Here is a 17,441-nt window from a genome sequence, read left to right on the forward strand (position 1 = left end):
CCTGTAATAGATAATAATAAATGAATTATATTATAAAAAACTATAGCAGAATTTTTAAATTATATCTGCAGGATGATGGAGGATAAATAATTGTGGAAGCAGGAAAAATTTTTGGGCAAGATCCAAGAAGTCCTACTCTATTAAAACTAGAAGAGTAAAATATTAGTATATAAGTATTATTTTTAAGGAGGAGTCTTTTTAATATGACCTTGAAGGCAGGAAGCATACTAGAAGGTACGGTAGTCAATATTACTAGTTTTGGAGCCTTTGTAGAAGTTGAGGGTAAAACTGGGTTAGTCCATATATCTGAGGTATCAGATACTTATGTTAAAAATATAAGGGACTATTTAAAGGAAAAGGATAAGGTAAAAGTTAAGGTGATTTCTATCGATGATAATGGCAAGATAAGTTTATCTATGAAGCAAGTAGATCAAGATAAGAAGAGTTTGAGACCATTAGAGATAGACTGGCAAAAGGAAAATAACAAGCAAAATCAAGGCAGTTTTGAAGACAGGTTATCTAAGTTTTTAAAAGATAGTGAAGAGAGATTTCAAGACATAAAAAAACATCAGGATTCTAAAGGAAAAGGTTATAAAAAATCGTCTAATTATTGATTATAAATTTAAAGAGGTCTGCAGATGGCCTCTTTTGTTTTAAAATAAAAGTTTTATAAAATTGTTGACAATATTCTATTTATCATATATAATAACTTATGTCGTCAAGTTGAGAAACTGTTAAATATTGCTGGAGTGGCGGAACAGGCAGACGCACAGGACTTAAAATCCTGCGGGCTTTAAAACCCGTACCGGTTCGATTCCGGTCTTCAGCACCAGAATAATGACGCGGGGTGGAGCAGCTGGTAGCTCGTCGGGCTCATAACCCGAAGGTCGGAGGTTCAAATCCTTTCCCCGCAACCAATTGTATATAATATGGCGGAATAGCTCAGATGGCGAGAGCATTCGGTTCATACCCGAAGTGTCATAGGTTCAATTCCTATTTCCGCTACCAATAGTAAGGACTTGTTAAATTTAACAAGTCCTTTTATGTTTAAATAATAAACATTTATACACAAAGTTCTACATTGGATTTTGTGGATTTTATAATATAAGTAGAATTATAAACATTGTAGATAAATATTGATGATTACATGTGGATAAAAAAATTTTCCAGTACATATATTAAAATTCAATGGTATTTTTTAAGCCTAATTGTCTAAAAGGAAAATTATAGAAAAAACATAGAAATTAATGTCCTAAAAAAAATATGAATACACCTCACCTTCTGACATTTATTTCCATAAGATATTGCTATAATAAAGAAAGTGATTTTATAGGGTGGGGTGATATTGATGCAATACGGAGCAGAAGTTTTTCCTTATCAACGAACAAAAAAAATAAGTAGTGAGAGGAAAAAGAGTAAATTTAAAAATCTAGATCTTATTATTAAACTGGCATTTTACTTTTTAGCAGGTTTCTTAGTGGGAAGAGTTATGATGGTAAATCTTATGGCACCTTTTGGAATAGCATTTTTCATATCAATAGCGGCGTGTGAAAAGCAGATACCTTCACTAGCAGCAGCTCTTGGCACGCTTCTCGGATATATATCTATATATGGAAATGTAAAGTATTTACCAGTATACTGTACAATAACTGTCACATTAGCTTTGTTGAATTATATTTTAAAAAGTATAGATAAAAATAAGAAGCTTGTTTGGTTGTTTTCAACTACATTTTTAGAATTCTTTTTTTATAAACTTATTGTAGTTAAATTAACTGCTGGAGTAGCTGCATTTAATTCCGTTTTTGAAATTCTATGTATCTTCTCATTATATTATATTATTAGCTATTCTATAATATGCTTTAAAAAATCAAAAACGCGGCATTTATATAACAGTGAAGAGATAATTAGCATGGCTATAACTATATCTTTAATTATAGCGGGAACTTGGGGAAGCAGTATAGGCGGAGTATCCATTAGGAATATAATAGCCTTGAGTTTTATTCTCATATTAGGTTATGTAAAAGGAAGTACTTCAGGTGCAGCAGCAGGGGTGGCAATGGGAACTATTATAGGAGTTACCTCTAATGATGTGATAATTTACACTGCAGTTTATGGGTTATGTGGGCTTGTATCAGGTGTATTTAGAGAAACAGGTAAATGGTTTAGTGGTTCAGCTTATATTGTAGCCTTTGCTATATTGAAGATGTATTCTAATATAGGTGCCGAATTTAAAATTATAGAGGTAATTATAAGCTGCATTATATTCCTTGCCATACCTAAAGGAATATATAAAAAGGTGGAATTGGAGTTGGATTGCCGGAAAAAGCAGGAATATTTAAAAGAAAATTATGCAGGCAAAATCAAATCTATTTTCACAAAAAAATTGGACAACTTCTCTGGTGTGCTTGTTAATATGTCATCTGTTCTAGCTGAACTGGCTGAAAATGATAAACTGGCTATGAAAAATAAGAGCAGTGCTCTTGTGGAAAATTTAGCAGATAGGGTTTGCACGAGCTGTGATATGAAGTCCATGTGCTGGAGAAGAGAAACTTTTTATACCTATAATGCATTTGTGGAATTAATACAAAATTATCAGGAAAATAAAAAACATATTCCAGAGGAAATTCAAAGGAAATGTATTAAGCGAACCCTTCTAATGAAAAATACTGAGGAAATCATAAACAATTATATTGTGGATGAGATGTGGAGAATAAGACTGGGAGAATGCAGGGAACTTCTAGCGTCTCAGATAGAAAACATGGGCAGAACAGTGGCAGAAATAGCGGAAGATTTTGATTCTGATATAAAATTTAATCCTGAAATTGAAAATGATATCCGAAGAATTTTAAATAAGGAAAATATACGTTATAAAGATGTATTTTGTTTTAATGATAGAAAAAATCATCTAATTGTGAATTTATCTATGGAAGCTTGTGGAGGGAAACAAAAGTGCATGAAGGATGTGCTGCCACTTATAAATAGTGTTTCAGGCAAATTAATGTGTGTAAATGATAAGGGGTGCAATATAAATTATTCTATGGGTACCTGCAGTATAACTTTTGAGGAAATGCCTAAATATCATGTAGCAACTTATGTCAGTGGAAATTGCAAAGATGGTGAAAAATATAATGGAGATAGTTATAGCTTTGGCAAATTGCCAGACGGGACATATATGACAATAATAAGTGATGGCATGGGTTCGGGGCCTCAGGCAGGTCAAGAGAGCACTGCTACAGTTGAACTTATAGAAAAGTTTACTAATTCAGGGTTTAAAAAAATGACTGCCATTAATACAGTGAATTCTATCATGGGTATTAAATTTAATGAGGATGAAAAATTTTCCACTTTGGATTTAAGTAGTGTGGATTTATATGAAGGGGAGATAAATTTTATAAAGATGGGGGCAGCAGCTAGCTTTATAAAAAGGGGAGATGACATAATAGTTATAAAATCCAAAACTCTTCCTATAGGGGTATTGGATAAACCGGATATAGATATAACCGACAAAAGAATAATTAATGGAGATTTTGTAGTAATGGTAAGTGATGGAGTACTGGATTATGACAGTGAAACTACGGGGAATTTTCAGTGGATGGTGGAATTTTTAAAAAAGTTGGATTGCACAGATCCAAAAGAAATGTGTCAGAAAATAATTGACAGAGCTAAAGAATTGTCTGGCGGAAAAATAAAGGATGATATGACAGTGATAGTTGAAAAAATATATAGTCTTTATTAATGGGACATGATGATGATAGAATTGAGAATTTTTTATATTATAAGAGTTGGGCTGTTGATGATTTATAGGATCAACAGCCTAAATAGGTAGTATACTATTTGACCACAAAAAATAATATATTTATGGTATAATGTAATAACATATTATGATAAAGATTTTTGATTTGGGAAGTGCTTGTTTTGATAGAATCTGTATTGAATACTATAAAAAAAAATAAGATGTTTAATAGCAATGATAAAGTAATAGTGGCTGTGTCGGGAGGGCCAGATTCTATATGCCTGTTACATATATTATATATTTTACGTAAGAAATTAAATATTACACTGGTTGCAGCCCATGTAAATCATTGTCTGAGGGGTATTGAGGCTGATGAGGATGAATTATATGTAAAAAGATTTTGTAAAAACCTAGAAATTGAATTTAAAAGCTTAAAGATAGATATAGATAGTATAGCTAAAAAGAGGAATATTTCCTGTGAAAGTGCAGGAAGAGAAGAAAGATATAAGTTTTTTAAAAGACTTAAAATTGAGCTGGGAGCTCAAAAGATAGCTATAGCACATAATGCTAATGATCAGGCAGAAACGATCTTAATGAGAATTATAAGGGGAGCTGGATTAAATGGACTTATTGGGATAAGACCGATAAGAGATGACATCTTTGTAAGACCACTAATACATAATACCAGAACTGAAATTGAAAAATATTGCAGTGATAATAACCTTCAACCCAGAGTTGATAAGACTAATTTTGAAACGGTATATTCCAGAAACAAAATAAGATTAGAGCTTATACCATATATACAGAAAAATTTTAATAAGGATATAATTGAAGTATTAAATAGATTTTCGGAGACAATAAAAGTAGATAATGACTATTTAGAATATATTTCAAGGGAAAAATTTAAAAAATATTGTGATATAAAGCCAGAAAAGGTTATAATATTTAAGGAGGCATTTTTAGAGAAAAAAGCCATATTAACTAGAATAGTTAGGTTTTCATTAAAAAGTATAGCTAAAAGTTTGATAGACTTTGAAAAAGTTCATATACTTGGCATAATAGATATTCAAAAACATTCCACAGGTAAAGAGCTGATGCTTCCGCATGATATTTTAGCAGTGAATGACTATGGTAATATAATAATAAGAAAAAATACAATGAAAACTAATAAATTCTGCTCGGAACAATATAAATTGAAAATTGGGTGCAATTACATTCCGAATATTAATTCAAGAATCTATTTGAAACTAACTGACATGGGAGGATATGTGAGCTATAATCAAAATAGGTTTATTCAATATTTTGATTATGATAAGATACAGGGAGATATAGTGTTGAGGAATAGAAAAAAGGGGGATAGGATAATACCACTTGGAATGACAGGGAAAAAGAAACTAAAAGATCTTTTTATAGATTTAAAGGTACCCAAAGACACAAGGGATAACGTCCAATTAATATGTTTTGGCGACAAAATTGGATGGGTAGTTGGATATAGAATAAGTGAACTTTTTAAAGTTGATAAAAATAGTAAAACCATTTTAACTATAGGATTTGAAAGCGGGGAACTATAAATCATGAGTACTATAAGTGATGATATTAGAGAAGTATTGCTTGATGAGAACACGATAAAAGGAAAAGTTAGGGAAATAGGAAAAAAAGTAAGTAGAGATTATGAGGGCAAAGATCTATTGCTGGTGGGTATATTAAAAGGATCAGTCCCATTTATGGCAGATTTGCTGAGACAGATAACTATTCCATGTAGTATGGATTTTATGGCGGTTTCCAGTTATGGAAACTCTACGAAAAGTTCAGGTGTTGTAAGAATTTTAAAAGATTTGGATTATGAAATAGAAGGTAAGTATGTGTTGATAGTGGAGGATATTATAGATTCAGGTACAACTTTGGCATATTTAGTTGATTATTTAAAAGGCAGGAAAGCTAAAAGCATAGAAATAGCTTCTCTCTTAAATAAGGCTGAAAGAAGAAAAGTCAATGTTAAAGTTAAATATATAGGATTTGAAGTCCCCGATTACTTCTTAGTAGGATACGGATTGGATTATGCAGAAAAATATAGGAATTTTCCATATATTGGTATATTAAAGGAGGAAGTTTATAAATAATTAGCATTAAAATTTATTGTAAAGAGATATTACTTATGATACAATTTTACAGTATTAAACTGGAAAGAGAGGGGGGCCTTTAATGAAAAAATTTTCAAGTGCAACGGCCTGGGTTATAGTTTTTATATTAGTAATTCTTGCTGCATTACTATTATTGAGAACCGATAATAATTCAGTATCTATTACTTTCAATGATTTTCAAAAGGATTGGTTAAATAACGATATAAAAAGTTTTCAACTTAGAGAAGATAAAATGACAGTTCAAGGAAGTTTAAAAGATGGAACACCTTATGAAACTGTAGTTCCATCTGAAAGACTGTTTCAATTTATAGGAGAACATCCTAAAGATGGTGAAGTTCAAGAAATGTACGTCAAGCCAGCTACAATGCCCATGTGGGTTCAGTATTTACCTACAGTTCTGGTAATACTTATGCTTGTGGCATTTTGGTTCATGTTTATTCAGCAGTCGCAAGGCGGTGGAGGGAACCGGAATGTTATGAATTTTGGTAAGAGTAGAGCTAAGATGGCGGCTCCGGATAAGAAAAAAGTGACTTTCGCAGATGTTGCGGGGGCAGATGAAGAAAAAGAAGAACTAGCGGAAATAGTGGATTTCCTAAAGCAGCCTAAGAGATATATAGAGATGGGAGCTAGGATACCTAAGGGAGTTTTACTCGTAGGGCCTCCAGGAACGGGTAAAACACTTTTGGCAAAGGCAATATCCGGTGAGGCAGGGGTACCATTTTTTAGCATATCGGGTTCTGATTTTGTAGAGATGTTTGTTGGTGTAGGTGCTTCTAGGGTAAGAGATTTATTTGAGCAGGCAAAGAAAAATTCACCTTGTATAGTGTTTATAGATGAAATAGATGCAGTTGGACGGCAAAGAGGAGCTGGACTTGGTGGAGGTCACGATGAAAGGGAGCAGACTCTAAATCAACTATTGGTTGAGATGGATGGATTTGGCGCTAATGAAGGAATAATAATGATAGCGGCTACAAATAGACCTGATATACTGGATCCTGCCTTGTTAAGACCTGGAAGATTTGATAGACAGATATTGGTGGGTGCTCCAGATGTCAAGGGAAGAGAGGAAATATTAAAAGTTCATTCCAGGAATAAGCATTTATCCGATGAGGTGAAATTGGATGTTTTGGCAAAGAGGACTCCAGGGTTTACTGGTGCTGATTTAGAAAACCTGATGAATGAATCTGCTCTTTTGGCAGTTAGAAAAAATAAAACTTTAATTGGAATGGATGAATTGGAAGAAGCAGTAACTAGAGTTATAGCAGGCCCTGAGAAGAAAAGTAAGGTTATTGATGAAGAAGATAGAAGACTTACTGCATACCATGAGGCAGGTCATGCAGTGGTTATGAAGCTTTTACCTAATTCAGATCCGGTTCATCAGATAAGCATAATACCAAGAGGAATGGCTGGCGGATATACCATGCACCTACCTGAAAAAGACAGCTCCTATATGTCAAAAGCAAAGTTGGAAGATGAAATTGTAGGGCTTCTAGGAGGAAGAGTGGCAGAAAAGTTAGTTATCGGTGATATTAGTACTGGAGCTAAAAATGATATTGAGAGAGCTACGACTATAGCTAGAAAGATGGTAATGGATTATGGAATGAGTGATCTTGGACCTATTGCCTTTGGCTCGGGGCATGATGAGGTGTTTTTAGGAAGGGATTTGGGAAAAGGTAAGAATTATAGTGAAGAAGTAGCTTTTGAAATAGATAAGGAAATAAGGAAATTGATAGATGAAGGCTATAATAAAGCTGAGAAACTTCTTTCACAGAATATGAACAGATTGAGGGCTGTTGCTGAGAAACTGCTTGAAAAAGAAAAACTTGAGGCAGATGAATTTGAAGAGGTTTTTGCTCAAGCTTAATTTAATACGATATATAAAAAATCCTATGTTACATAGGATTTTTTATATTGTAAACTAAGAATGGTTTTGTAAGTAATATATTTTAAAACTTAACTGACAGTGATATAATAAATCTATGTGTTTTATAAAGTGTAAATTTTATGCGGAGTGAGATGATTATAGTGGAATTTAATTTAAAAGAGGGTATTACCTCTACTGCGGAGATACAAATAACTAAGAATGATACAGCAAAAAAAATGGGTTCTGGTGATTTGGATGTATTTGCTACGCCTGCAATGATAGCGCTTATTGAAAATACATGTAAAAACTGTGTGGATCTTCACCTTCCTTCAGGCTACACTACGGTGGGAATAGAGGTAAACGTAAAACATATTAAGCCATCACCAGTAAATGTAAAAGTTAGATGTGAAGCAATTCTTGAAAAGATTGACAGGAAGAAGTTATTTTTTAAAGTTGAAGCCTGGGACAATAAGGGCAAAATTGGAGAGGGATCCCATGTTAGATATATAGTAAATAGTGAGGAATTCATGAAAAAAATACAATAGGGAAATGAACGCGATTTATCTTGACAAATAGAATTTTATTGATACAATTAAATTATAATTTTGACAGAGCTTGACATAATTCTAGAGCAGCTTTAAAGTTGCTCTAGAATTATGTATATTATGAATAAAATGATTTACTAATTTTATTTAGAAAGATGGTGTTGTTTAGTGATTTTAGTTTTGGATGTGGGTAATACCAATATTGTATTGGGGGTATATGACGATAATGAGCTTATTTCAGTATGGAGATTATCCACAGATGATAAAAGGACAGCAGATGAATATGGAGTTCAAGTAATGGAACTATTCCTACAAAATAAATTGAATTTATCGGATATAAAAGGAGCTATTATATCTTCTGTAGTACCTAATATCATGTATTCATTGGAACATATGGTAATAAAGTATTTTAAAGTTATTCCCATTATAGTTGGGCCTGGAGTAAAGACTGGAATAAATGTCAGATATGACAATCCGAGAGAAGTGGGAGCAGACAGAATAGTGAATGCTGTAGCTGCTCATGAAATATACAAGAGATCTATAATTATTATAGATTTTGGAACAGCTACTACATTTTGTGCAGTTACTGCTAAAGGGGATTATCTAGGAGGAACTATATGCCCTGGAATAAAGATATCTTCAGATGCTCTATTTGAAAAGGCTGCTAAACTTCCTAGAGTAGAAATTATTAAACCCGCTGGGGTTATATGTAAAAATACTGTCTCTAGTATACAAGCTGGCCTAGTATATGGATATATTGGACAGGTAGATTACATAGTTAAGAGAATGAAAAAGGAAATGATGGATTTAGGCGAGGATGAACCCTTTGTGATAGCAACTGGAGGTCTTGCCAAGCTTATAAAGGAAGGAACTAAGTCCATAGATATAATTGATTCCATATTGACATTAACAGGACTTAGAATAATTTATGACAAAAATAAGGAGCCGATATCTTAATGAAAATAGGGAAAGCGGAATTTTGTAATAATGTATTTTTAGCTCCCATGGCGGGTGTTACAGATAGGGCATTTAGGGAAATATGTAGGGAGATGCAGTGTGGATTTGCCTATACGGAGATGATAAGCTCTAAAGCTTTGTTTTATGGAAATAAAAAAACTCAGGATATGTTTCTGACCTCTTCTAAAGAAAAATCTGTAGGAGTGCAGATATTTGGGAGTGATCCCCTTGTGATGGCTAAGTCCTGTGATTTTTTTAACGATAATGAAAAGATTGTTCTTGTAGATATAAATATGGGGTGTCCGGCCCATAAAATAGTAAAAAACGGAGAGGGATCTGCCCTGATGAAAAACCCTATTCTTGCATCACAAATAGTAAAAGAAGTGAAAAGGGCTTCTTTAAAGCCTGTTACTGTGAAAATGAGAATTGGGTTTGATGATCGCAATATAAATGTAATAGATTTTGCGAAATGTATGGAACAATCTGGGGCAGATGCTATAGCTGTTCATGGCAGAACTAGTGCTCAAATGTATATTGGCAAAGCTAATTGGGATATAATAGGGGAAGTAAAGAAAGCAGTTAAAATTCCAGTTATAGGCAATGGAGACATATTTACAGCAGAGGATGCAGATAGAATTTTAAATAAAACGCAGTGTGATGGAATAATGATTGGAAGAGGGGCTATGGGGAATCCTTGGATATTTAATCAAATACTGCAGTATGTGAATAATTGTCCTGTAGAATATCCTACACCTAGGGAAAGGGTGGATGTGTGTATAAGACATTATAAAAAGTCAATTTATTACAGCGGTGAAAATAGAGCGGTTAAGGAAATGAGAAAGCATATAGCATGGTATATAAAAGGTTTGAAAAATAGTAAGGAAATAAAAGATAAAATAAACTATGAAAAGCACAGTGAAGGTGTATTTGAAATTTTAGATAAATATAGAGATCTATTGTAATTTTTGATTTAAAGGGAGAATAGAATAATATTGTAACTAATTTAAAAGGATAACAAGCTTGAAATCTATTTTGTATGCTAGATCTGACAGAAACATATTTTATGATGACAATAGTTTTTGGGGAAGGATGAAAGATAGATTTAAAATAAGAGTGGAGGAAAAACTTTTTATAAAAGAATTTGGAGTCAAAATTGGAATTGTAAGATTTCCATTGAATATTAATATTAATTCCTATAAAAATAATATTCTGAGAGCTCAAAAGGTGTCAAAAATAAAAGATATGCAGTTGGCGCCTAAAATTTATAGATATTTTGATTATAATTTGTACAATAAATTCCAAAGGGAATTGATGGCCTTTAGTATTGTAACAAGTTCGAAAATCATACTTAGAAATAGAAAAAAAAGTATAAGACGCAGTTGTATGGTTGTTTATGATGCTTCAGAGCCTATTTTATTTGACACTATATGCTTTTTAGCTAAAGAAGCTAAGTTTATAGTTCTGCTTTCTAAGAATATTATGAGGGCAAATGGGATCAGACAGTATGTTACGGCAAATTATGGTGTAACACCTATAGTCACGTCGGATATGAATTTTTCTTTTAAAAGTGCAGATTTTATTATAACTTCTAGGGGAATTGATATAAATAGCAAGGCATATATATGGTATCTGGATAATAGCTATATACCTTATTATAAAAATAATATTATAGTTAATGATATTAGATATAAGATTCCCTGGAGTTTTAAGTATGAAAACATATCTTTTGAGCTTTTGGGATCTATACTTTGTCAATTAGGCGAAAGAAATGTAGAGAGATCTTTGCACTCCAATGGTGTGTTTTTAAATAAAATAAAATTTAATAAAGATGAATTGATTTTATAGAAACGGGGAGAACTATAAACTAATGAAATGAAATTTTTATTACGTTGACAATATAGTAGTGCTGTTTTATAATTACTTAAATGATAATGGAGAAGGGCAATTAATAGTAATAAAATTCAAGATATTATGGGATATGATAGAATTTTATATAATTATAAAAGGGGAGAGCAGAATGAGCACGTCAAAAAAATATGTAATGACTTATGAGGGAATAAGAAAACTTGAACAGGAATTGGAGAATTTAAAAACAGTTAAGAGGAAAGAAATTACGGAAAAGATTAAAACAGCTCTTTCGTTCGGGGATTTGAGTGAAAATTCAGAATATGATAGTGCTAAAAATGAACAAGCATTTGTAGAGGGAAGAATAGTTCAACTTGAAAATATGCTAAAAAATGCTACTATAGTAGATGAGGATGAAATACCACCGGATGTAGTCAGCGTGGGTTCCATTGTAAAGGTGAAAGATTATGATTTTAATGAAGAGGTTGAATATTTAATTGTAGGATCTGCAGAAGCTGATCCTGTTAATAATAAAATATCAAATGAATCACCTGTAGGTAAAGGACTAGTGGGGAAAAAAGCGGGGGATATAATTGAAATACAAGTTCCTGATGGTGTTAGTAAATATAAAATACTGAGTATAAGAAGATAATTGGAGGGTAATATTCATGACTAAAGAGGAGAAGAGTATACACATGCTGGAAGAAAATTCTAATGAATTGATAAAGGAAAGATTGCAAAAATTAGAGCTTTTGAAAGGAGAAGGAAAGGATCCTTTTGAAGTTTATAAAGTAAATAGGACTCATACTTCTAAAGAAGTAAGGGATAACTATGAAACTCTAGAGGGAAAAGATGTAACTGTTGCGGGAAGATTGATATCAAAAAGAGTACACGGTAAAGCCGGGTTTTCAGATTTATATGACAGGTATGGAAAGATTCAACTGTATATAAAAATAAATGATGTGGGTGAAGATAAGCTCAAGGAATATAAATCCTATGATATAGGTGATATTTTATCCGTAACAGGCAGAGTATTCAAAACTAAAACTGGTGAGATAACGATTCATATTATAGATTTTCAGCTGGTATCTAAATCTTTAAAACCTCTTCCAGAAAAATGGCACGGGCTCAAGGATCCGGATTTAAAGTATAGACAAAGGTATGTGGATTTGATAATAAATCAAGAAGTGAGAGATACTTTTTTGAAGAGAACTGCCATTATAAAAGCTATGAGACAATTTTTAGATGAAAAGAACTTTATAGAAGTGGAAACTCCTATACTTTCTTCTATAGCAGGAGGTGCGGCTGCAAAACCTTTTGTAACTCATCATAATGCATTGGATATAGATATGTATCTGAGAATTGCAACTGAATTGTATTTGAAGAGGTTGATAGTTGGTGGATTTGAAAAAGTATACGAGATAGGCAAGAATTTTAGAAATGAAGGTATAGATATAAGGCACAATCCTGAGTTCACAGCGATGGAATTGTATGAAGCCTTTGCCGATTACAATGATATGATGGAACTGACTGAAAATATGATAGCCTATGTATGTGAAAAAGTACTGGGAAGTACTAAGGTAATATATCAAAATACAGAAATAGATTTTAAACCACCATGGAATAGAATTACCATGGTGGATGCGGTTAAAAAGTTTACAGGAATAGATTTCGATGAAATAAAAACCGATGAAGAGGCCAGAAAGATTGCCAGTGATAAAGATATTGAGCTTAAGAAAGCCCTGGGAGATTGTACAAGGGGAGATATATTAGATGCGGTGTTTGAAGAATTTTGTGAAGAGAAATTTATTCAGCCTACTTTTGTAATGGATTATCCGGTGGAAATATCTCCGCTGACCAAGAAAAAGAGAGGAAATGATAAGTTCACAGAGCGATTTGAGGGCTTTGTGTTTGGAAGGGAAATATGTAACGCTTATTCGGAATTAAATGATCCTATAGTTCAGAGAGAAAGATTTCTGCAGCAATTAAAGGAAAGAGAATTAGGTGATGATGAAGCGTATATGATGGATGAAGATTTTATAAATGCACTTGAAATAGGTATGCCGCCGACTGGAGGGTTGGGGGTAGGGATAGATAGACTTATAATGTTTTTGACGGATTCCTATTCTATAAGAGATGTTATACTTTTCCCTACAATGAAACCCAATCAGCAACAGTAGTAAGTCTGAACATGTATTCATAGATATTTTATATTTAAAATTAACATATAAAAGTTAAGGCTTTTTAACCAAAAAGGTCTTAACTTTTTATAATGCGATTTTAATTATTTTTAAGGTATAAATATATTGCAATTTTTAAATTGCATGATATAATTATACATGTAAGTCGTTCCGTGGTAGCTCAATGGTTGAGCATTCGGCTGTTAACCGAAGGGTTGGAGGTTCGAGCCCTCTCCACGGAGCCATTTTATTCTACAATTTTAATGAATTAATATTTACATTTGCATATTATGGGGTATAATAAAGTTTATATAAACAATTTAATAAGCAGCTATGATAGAGAAAAATAGCACTATAAATTTCTAAAGAGAAGTTGTGGGTGGTGTAAACAACGAAATTTTTTGCTAGAGGAGCTTTTGAGCTGGATATGTGAAAGATGAGCCTACGCTAAATAGGGTGGAACCGCGGAGTTAATTCGTCCCTTTACGTCAAGCTCTTTTTTTATACCTAAAATCATAATTTGTGTTTAAAAATAATTAATTACAAAAACTGAATAATTTATGGGAAGGAGAAATATAAATGAATTTTGAAAAGACTATGGATAAAATAGTGGCTTTAGCTAAAAATAGGGGATTTGTATATCCTGGTTCAGATATATACGGAGGACTTGCAAACACTTGGGATTATGGACCCGTTGGAGTAGAACTCAAAAATAATGTAAAAAAAGCTTGGTGGAAGAAATTTGTCCATGAAAATGAACACAATGTGGGAATAGACTGTGCAATACTTATGAACAGCGAGGTTTGGGTGGCTTCAGGCCATGTGGGAAATTTTACTGATCCACTTATGGATTGTAAAGAATGTAAAGCCAGATTTAGAGCAGATAAACTAGTAGAGGAACACATGACTTCAAAGGGAATAGAAAAGGCCAGCGCGGATGGATGGAGCAATGAAAAATTAAAAAAATATATAGATGAAAATAATATTGTATGCCCAAGCTGTGGGAAAAAAAATTTCACTGATATAAGACAGTTTAATCTTATGTTTAAAACATTTCAGGGAGTTACAGAAGATTCAAAGTCAGAGATATATTTAAGGCCTGAAACGGCTCAAGGTATATTTGTAAATTTTAAAAATGTCCAGAGAACGAGCAGGAGAAAAATCCCCTTTGGAATAGCTCAAATAGGTAAGGCTTTTAGAAATGAAATAACCCCTGGAAATTTCACTTTTAGAACTAGAGAGTTTGAGCAAATGGAACTTGAATTTTTCTGTAAACCGGGAAGTGATTTAAAGTGGCATAGCTATTGGAAAGATTATTGCTGGAAATTTTTATTGAACCTTGGTATGAAAGAAGAAAATATAAGATTTAGAGATCATGGTAAAGAAGAGCTTTCTCACTACAGTAATGCAACTTCCGATATAGAATATTTATTTCCCTTTGGTTGGGGAGAACTTTGGGGAATAGCAGATAGAACGAACTACGATTTGACCCAACATCAAAATCACTCGGGGAGAGAAATGACTTATATGGATCCTATGACTAAGGAAAAATATATACCTTATTGTATAGAACCTTCTGTAGGAGCAGATAGAGCAGTGCTTGCATTTTTAGTTGATGCCTATGATGAAGAAGAACTAGAAGGGGGAGATGTAAGGACAGTATTGCATTTCCATCCTGCAATAGCACCGTTTAAAGCAGCAGTTCTTTGTCTTAGCAAGAAGCTGTCGGAAAAATCTCTAGAAGTTTATAACATGTTAAAGGGAGATTTTAATATAGATTATGACGATGCAGGAAGTATAGGTAAGAGATATAGAAGGGAAGATGAGATTGGGACTCCTTATTGTATAACAATAGACTTTGATACTATGAAAGATGATACTGTTACTATAAGAGATAGAGATACCATGAAACAGATTAGGGTTAAAATAGAGAACTTAAAGGGATTTATTGAAAATAAAATACAATTTTAGTAGTATGCCGTGCTAATCTTGATTTAAAGACATGTGATTAGTGCGGTAAATTCAAATAAAAAATTTACCGAATAACTTTAGTTATTCGGTAAATTAGGGTTTAATCATGGGGATATGTTATATGTTTAATTAAAACTTGGGGAATTATATTAATGTTTCCTTACGGCACAATCTTAGTATAGCATAGTAATAGAATAACTTTCAATAGCCAACAATAAAGTTGTTAAATTAAATATTTTCTCATAATTTTGACTATAATCGACATATTTTATTTTGACAATATCTATATGGTATGATAACAATGCTTCGTATTAAATTTCATTCAAAATTTACGGTATATTATTTTATAATATGTTGTGTTATTATATAATCGAAATATAAATTATTGTAATGGATTTGGTATGGAGGTAATTTTATGAAGAAAAACTTTGAAGAGTTTAAGGAGTTTATAAAAGGTAAGAGAACAGCGGTAGTTGGCATAGGCATAAGTAACAGGCCTCTAATTAATTTTTTATTGAACTTAGGTGCTAAAGTTACTGCTTTTGATAAAAAAAATGAAAATCAATTAGGAAAAATAGCAAAAGAATTTAGGGAAAAGAATATAAATCTTATATTAGGAGAAGATTACCTTCATAATTTAAACAATTTTCAGGTGATATTCAAAACACCTTCTATGAGAATAGATAATCCGTATCTTGTAAGAGCCAGGCAGAAAGGAGCCTATATAACTTCTGAGATGGAGGAATTTATTAAGTACTGTCCTGCTAAGATATATGGAGTAACTGGAAGTGATGGCAAAACTACTACTACTACTATTATGTATAATATTTTAAAAGAGCACGGATATAAGACATGGGTGGGAGGAAATATAGGCACTCCACTATTTTCTAAAATAGGTGAAATGAGAAGTGAAGATAAAGTTGTATTGGAGCTGTCAAGTTTTCAATTAATGACTATGAATGTATCACCTGAAGTTGCAATTATAACCAATATTAGCCCCAATCATTTGGATATCCATAAAGATATGAATGAGTATATAAATGCTAAGAAGAATATATTTAGATATCAAGATAAAAGTAATTTGCTTGTGCTAAATAGGGATAATGACATAGTAAATTCCATGGTGGCGGAAGCTCCGGGAAGTGTAAGGCAGTTCAGCAGTAAAAGGGTGTTAAATAGAGGAGGATATGTAAAAAATAATAGTTTATATATAGATGAGAATGAAGTTTGCAAAGTAAAGGAAGTTAAAATTAGGGGAATGCATAATGTTGAAAATTTTTTAGCAGCTTTTTGTGCAGTGAAAGATGATGCGGATATTGGCGATATGAGGGAAGTAGCCATTAATTTTTCTGGCGTGGAACACAGATGTGAATTTGTAAGAATTGTGGATGGAGTAAGATATTATAATGATTCCATTGCTTCAAGCCCTACTAGAACTTTGGCCGGGCTCAAGGCTTTTGAGAAACCCGTCATATTGATAGCAGGTGGATATGATAAAAAAATACCCTTTGATGTTTTGGCAGAAGAAGGATATAAAAAGATAAAAGCTCTAATACTAATGGGTGCTACAAAAGGTAAGATAAAAGAAGCGTTTGATAAATTGAAAAATGAAAAGGGAATTCATGTACCAATAGTTGTAGTTAATTCTTTATTTGATGCAGTTAATAAAGCCAGAGAGCTGGCAGAGAATGGAGATATTATTACTCTTTCACCAGCTTGCGCTAGCTTCGACATGTTTCCAAATTTTGAAGTTAGAGGAAACAGCTTTAAGGAGATAGTGTGTAAACTTTAATTTTATCAGTCGATAGTATGTTCCAATATAATTGATCATCTTGCACTTGTAAAATAAACAGCACCTAGTGTATCAGTATATGAATGGTATAGAAAAAGCTATTATACAGCAGGAAATATAAGATAAATTGGTTTTAAGGATATATACTGCAGAGAAAATAAAATGAAATATGATAGAATATCAACTGTTGTCACGAAATGAAGCGGCAACATGATAGAATCAATGTTTTTCAATTTTTTATGTTTTAAAAAAATAATAAAAATTCAGAAAAGAACATTGACAAATGTAGTTACAGATGATATACTATAAAAGCTGTCTTAAAGAAGAGCAGGCAGCTTGAGATGATCCTTGAAAATTGAACAGAATAAATATAGGGAAACTTATATGAGAATAAACCAGCAATTCTTTTGAGC

The 17,441-nt window shown here is 32.5% G+C and carries 13 protein-coding genes and 4 tRNA genes; all 17 read left to right on the top strand.

Going from position 1 to position 17,441, the window contains the following annotated elements; genetic code table 11:
• Positions 1-203 precede the first annotated feature (203 nt).
• Positions 204-614 (top strand): S1 domain-containing RNA-binding protein, encoded by a 411-nt coding sequence (locus J5G60_RS08555; protein ID WP_150357801.1) that lies wholly within the window; start codon positions 204-206, stop codon positions 612-614.
• 129 nt (positions 615-743) lie between these two features.
• Positions 744-832 (top strand) — tRNA-Leu (locus J5G60_RS08560).
• Between the two features lie 9 nt (positions 833-841).
• A tRNA-Met gene (locus J5G60_RS08565) sits at positions 842-917 on the top strand.
• A 14-nt stretch (positions 918-931) separates the two neighbouring features.
• Positions 932-1,008: transfer RNA gene (locus tag J5G60_RS08570), tRNA-Met, on the top strand.
• A 340-nt stretch (positions 1,009-1,348) separates the two neighbouring features.
• A complete protein-coding gene (gene spoIIE, locus J5G60_RS08575; protein WP_150357812.1) occupies positions 1,349-3,736 on the top strand; it encodes a stage II sporulation protein E in 2,388 nt (795 codons plus the stop codon).
• Between the two features lie 179 nt (positions 3,737-3,915).
• Positions 3,916-5,304 carry a tRNA lysidine(34) synthetase TilS gene (gene tilS, locus J5G60_RS08580; protein ID WP_150357802.1) on the top strand — a complete coding sequence of 463 codons (1,389 nt, stop codon included), beginning with the start codon at positions 3,916-3,918 and terminating at the stop codon, positions 5,302-5,304.
• Positions 5,305-5,307: 3 nt separating this feature from the next.
• Complete coding sequence (gene hpt, locus J5G60_RS08585; protein WP_150357803.1) at positions 5,308-5,853, top strand: hypoxanthine phosphoribosyltransferase; 546 nt, start codon at positions 5,308-5,310, stop codon at positions 5,851-5,853.
• 82 nt (positions 5,854-5,935) lie between these two features.
• The gene (gene ftsH / locus J5G60_RS08590; RefSeq protein ID WP_150357804.1) at positions 5,936-7,738 is read left to right on the top strand and encodes an ATP-dependent zinc metalloprotease FtsH; all 1,803 of its coding nucleotides are present in this window, start codon (positions 5,936-5,938) and stop codon (positions 7,736-7,738) included.
• Positions 7,739-7,899: 161 nt separating this feature from the next.
• Complete coding sequence (locus J5G60_RS08595) at positions 7,900-8,283, top strand: thioesterase family protein (RefSeq protein WP_150357813.1); 384 nt, start codon at positions 7,900-7,902, stop codon at positions 8,281-8,283.
• Between the two features lie 168 nt (positions 8,284-8,451).
• Positions 8,452-9,240, top strand: a complete 789-nt coding sequence (locus tag J5G60_RS08600) for a type III pantothenate kinase (RefSeq protein ID WP_150357805.1) — start codon at positions 8,452-8,454, stop codon at positions 9,238-9,240.
• Entirely contained in the window at positions 9,240-10,202 is a 963-nt protein-coding gene (gene dusB / locus J5G60_RS08605; protein WP_150357806.1) for a tRNA dihydrouridine synthase DusB, read from the top strand. Before J5G60_RS08600 ends, dusB begins: the two co-directional genes overlap by 1 nt.
• Before the next feature lie 58 nt (positions 10,203-10,260).
• Entirely contained in the window at positions 10,261-11,085 is an 825-nt protein-coding gene (locus J5G60_RS08610) for a hypothetical protein (protein WP_150357807.1), read from the top strand.
• Positions 11,086-11,257: 172 nt separating this feature from the next.
• Entirely contained in the window at positions 11,258-11,737 is a 480-nt protein-coding gene (greA, locus tag J5G60_RS08615) for a transcription elongation factor GreA (protein ID WP_150357808.1), read from the top strand.
• Positions 11,738-11,753: 16 nt separating this feature from the next.
• Entirely contained in the window at positions 11,754-13,265 is a 1,512-nt protein-coding gene (gene lysS, locus J5G60_RS08620) for a lysine--tRNA ligase (RefSeq protein ID WP_150357809.1), read from the top strand.
• Between the two features lie 170 nt (positions 13,266-13,435).
• Positions 13,436-13,510: transfer RNA gene (locus tag J5G60_RS08625), tRNA-Asn, on the top strand.
• Positions 13,511-13,844: 334 nt separating this feature from the next.
• Complete coding sequence (locus J5G60_RS08630; protein ID WP_150357810.1) at positions 13,845-15,236, top strand: glycine--tRNA ligase; 1,392 nt, start codon at positions 13,845-13,847, stop codon at positions 15,234-15,236.
• A gap of 415 nt (positions 15,237-15,651) precedes the next feature.
• Entirely contained in the window at positions 15,652-17,028 is a 1,377-nt protein-coding gene (gene murD / locus J5G60_RS08635; protein WP_150357811.1) for a UDP-N-acetylmuramoyl-L-alanine--D-glutamate ligase, read from the top strand.
• The last annotated feature ends 413 nt before the right edge of the window (positions 17,029-17,441 follow it).

This window comes from Clostridium sp. HV4-5-A1G (assembly GCF_900184915.1).
Taxonomy (GTDB): domain Bacteria; phylum Bacillota; class Clostridia; order Clostridiales; family Clostridiaceae; genus Clostridium_B; species Clostridium_B aromativorans.

Coding starts and splice junctions, on each gene's coding strand:
- J5G60_RS08555 (WP_150357801.1), top strand. CDS start 204: ATGACCTTGAAGGCAGGAAGCATACTAGAAGGTACGGTAGTCAATATT.
- spoIIE (WP_150357812.1), top strand. CDS start 1,349: ATGCAATACGGAGCAGAAGTTTTTCCTTATCAACGAACAAAAAAAATA.
- hpt (WP_150357803.1), top strand. CDS start 5,308: ATGAGTACTATAAGTGATGATATTAGAGAAGTATTGCTTGATGAGAAC.
- ftsH (WP_150357804.1), top strand. CDS start 5,936: ATGAAAAAATTTTCAAGTGCAACGGCCTGGGTTATAGTTTTTATATTA.
- dusB (WP_150357806.1), top strand. CDS start 9,240: ATGAAAATAGGGAAAGCGGAATTTTGTAATAATGTATTTTTAGCTCCC.
- greA (WP_150357808.1), top strand. CDS start 11,258: ATGAGCACGTCAAAAAAATATGTAATGACTTATGAGGGAATAAGAAAA.
- lysS (WP_150357809.1), top strand. CDS start 11,754: ATGACTAAAGAGGAGAAGAGTATACACATGCTGGAAGAAAATTCTAAT.
- J5G60_RS08630 (WP_150357810.1), top strand. CDS start 13,845: ATGAATTTTGAAAAGACTATGGATAAAATAGTGGCTTTAGCTAAAAAT.
- murD (WP_150357811.1), top strand. CDS start 15,652: ATGAAGAAAAACTTTGAAGAGTTTAAGGAGTTTATAAAAGGTAAGAGA.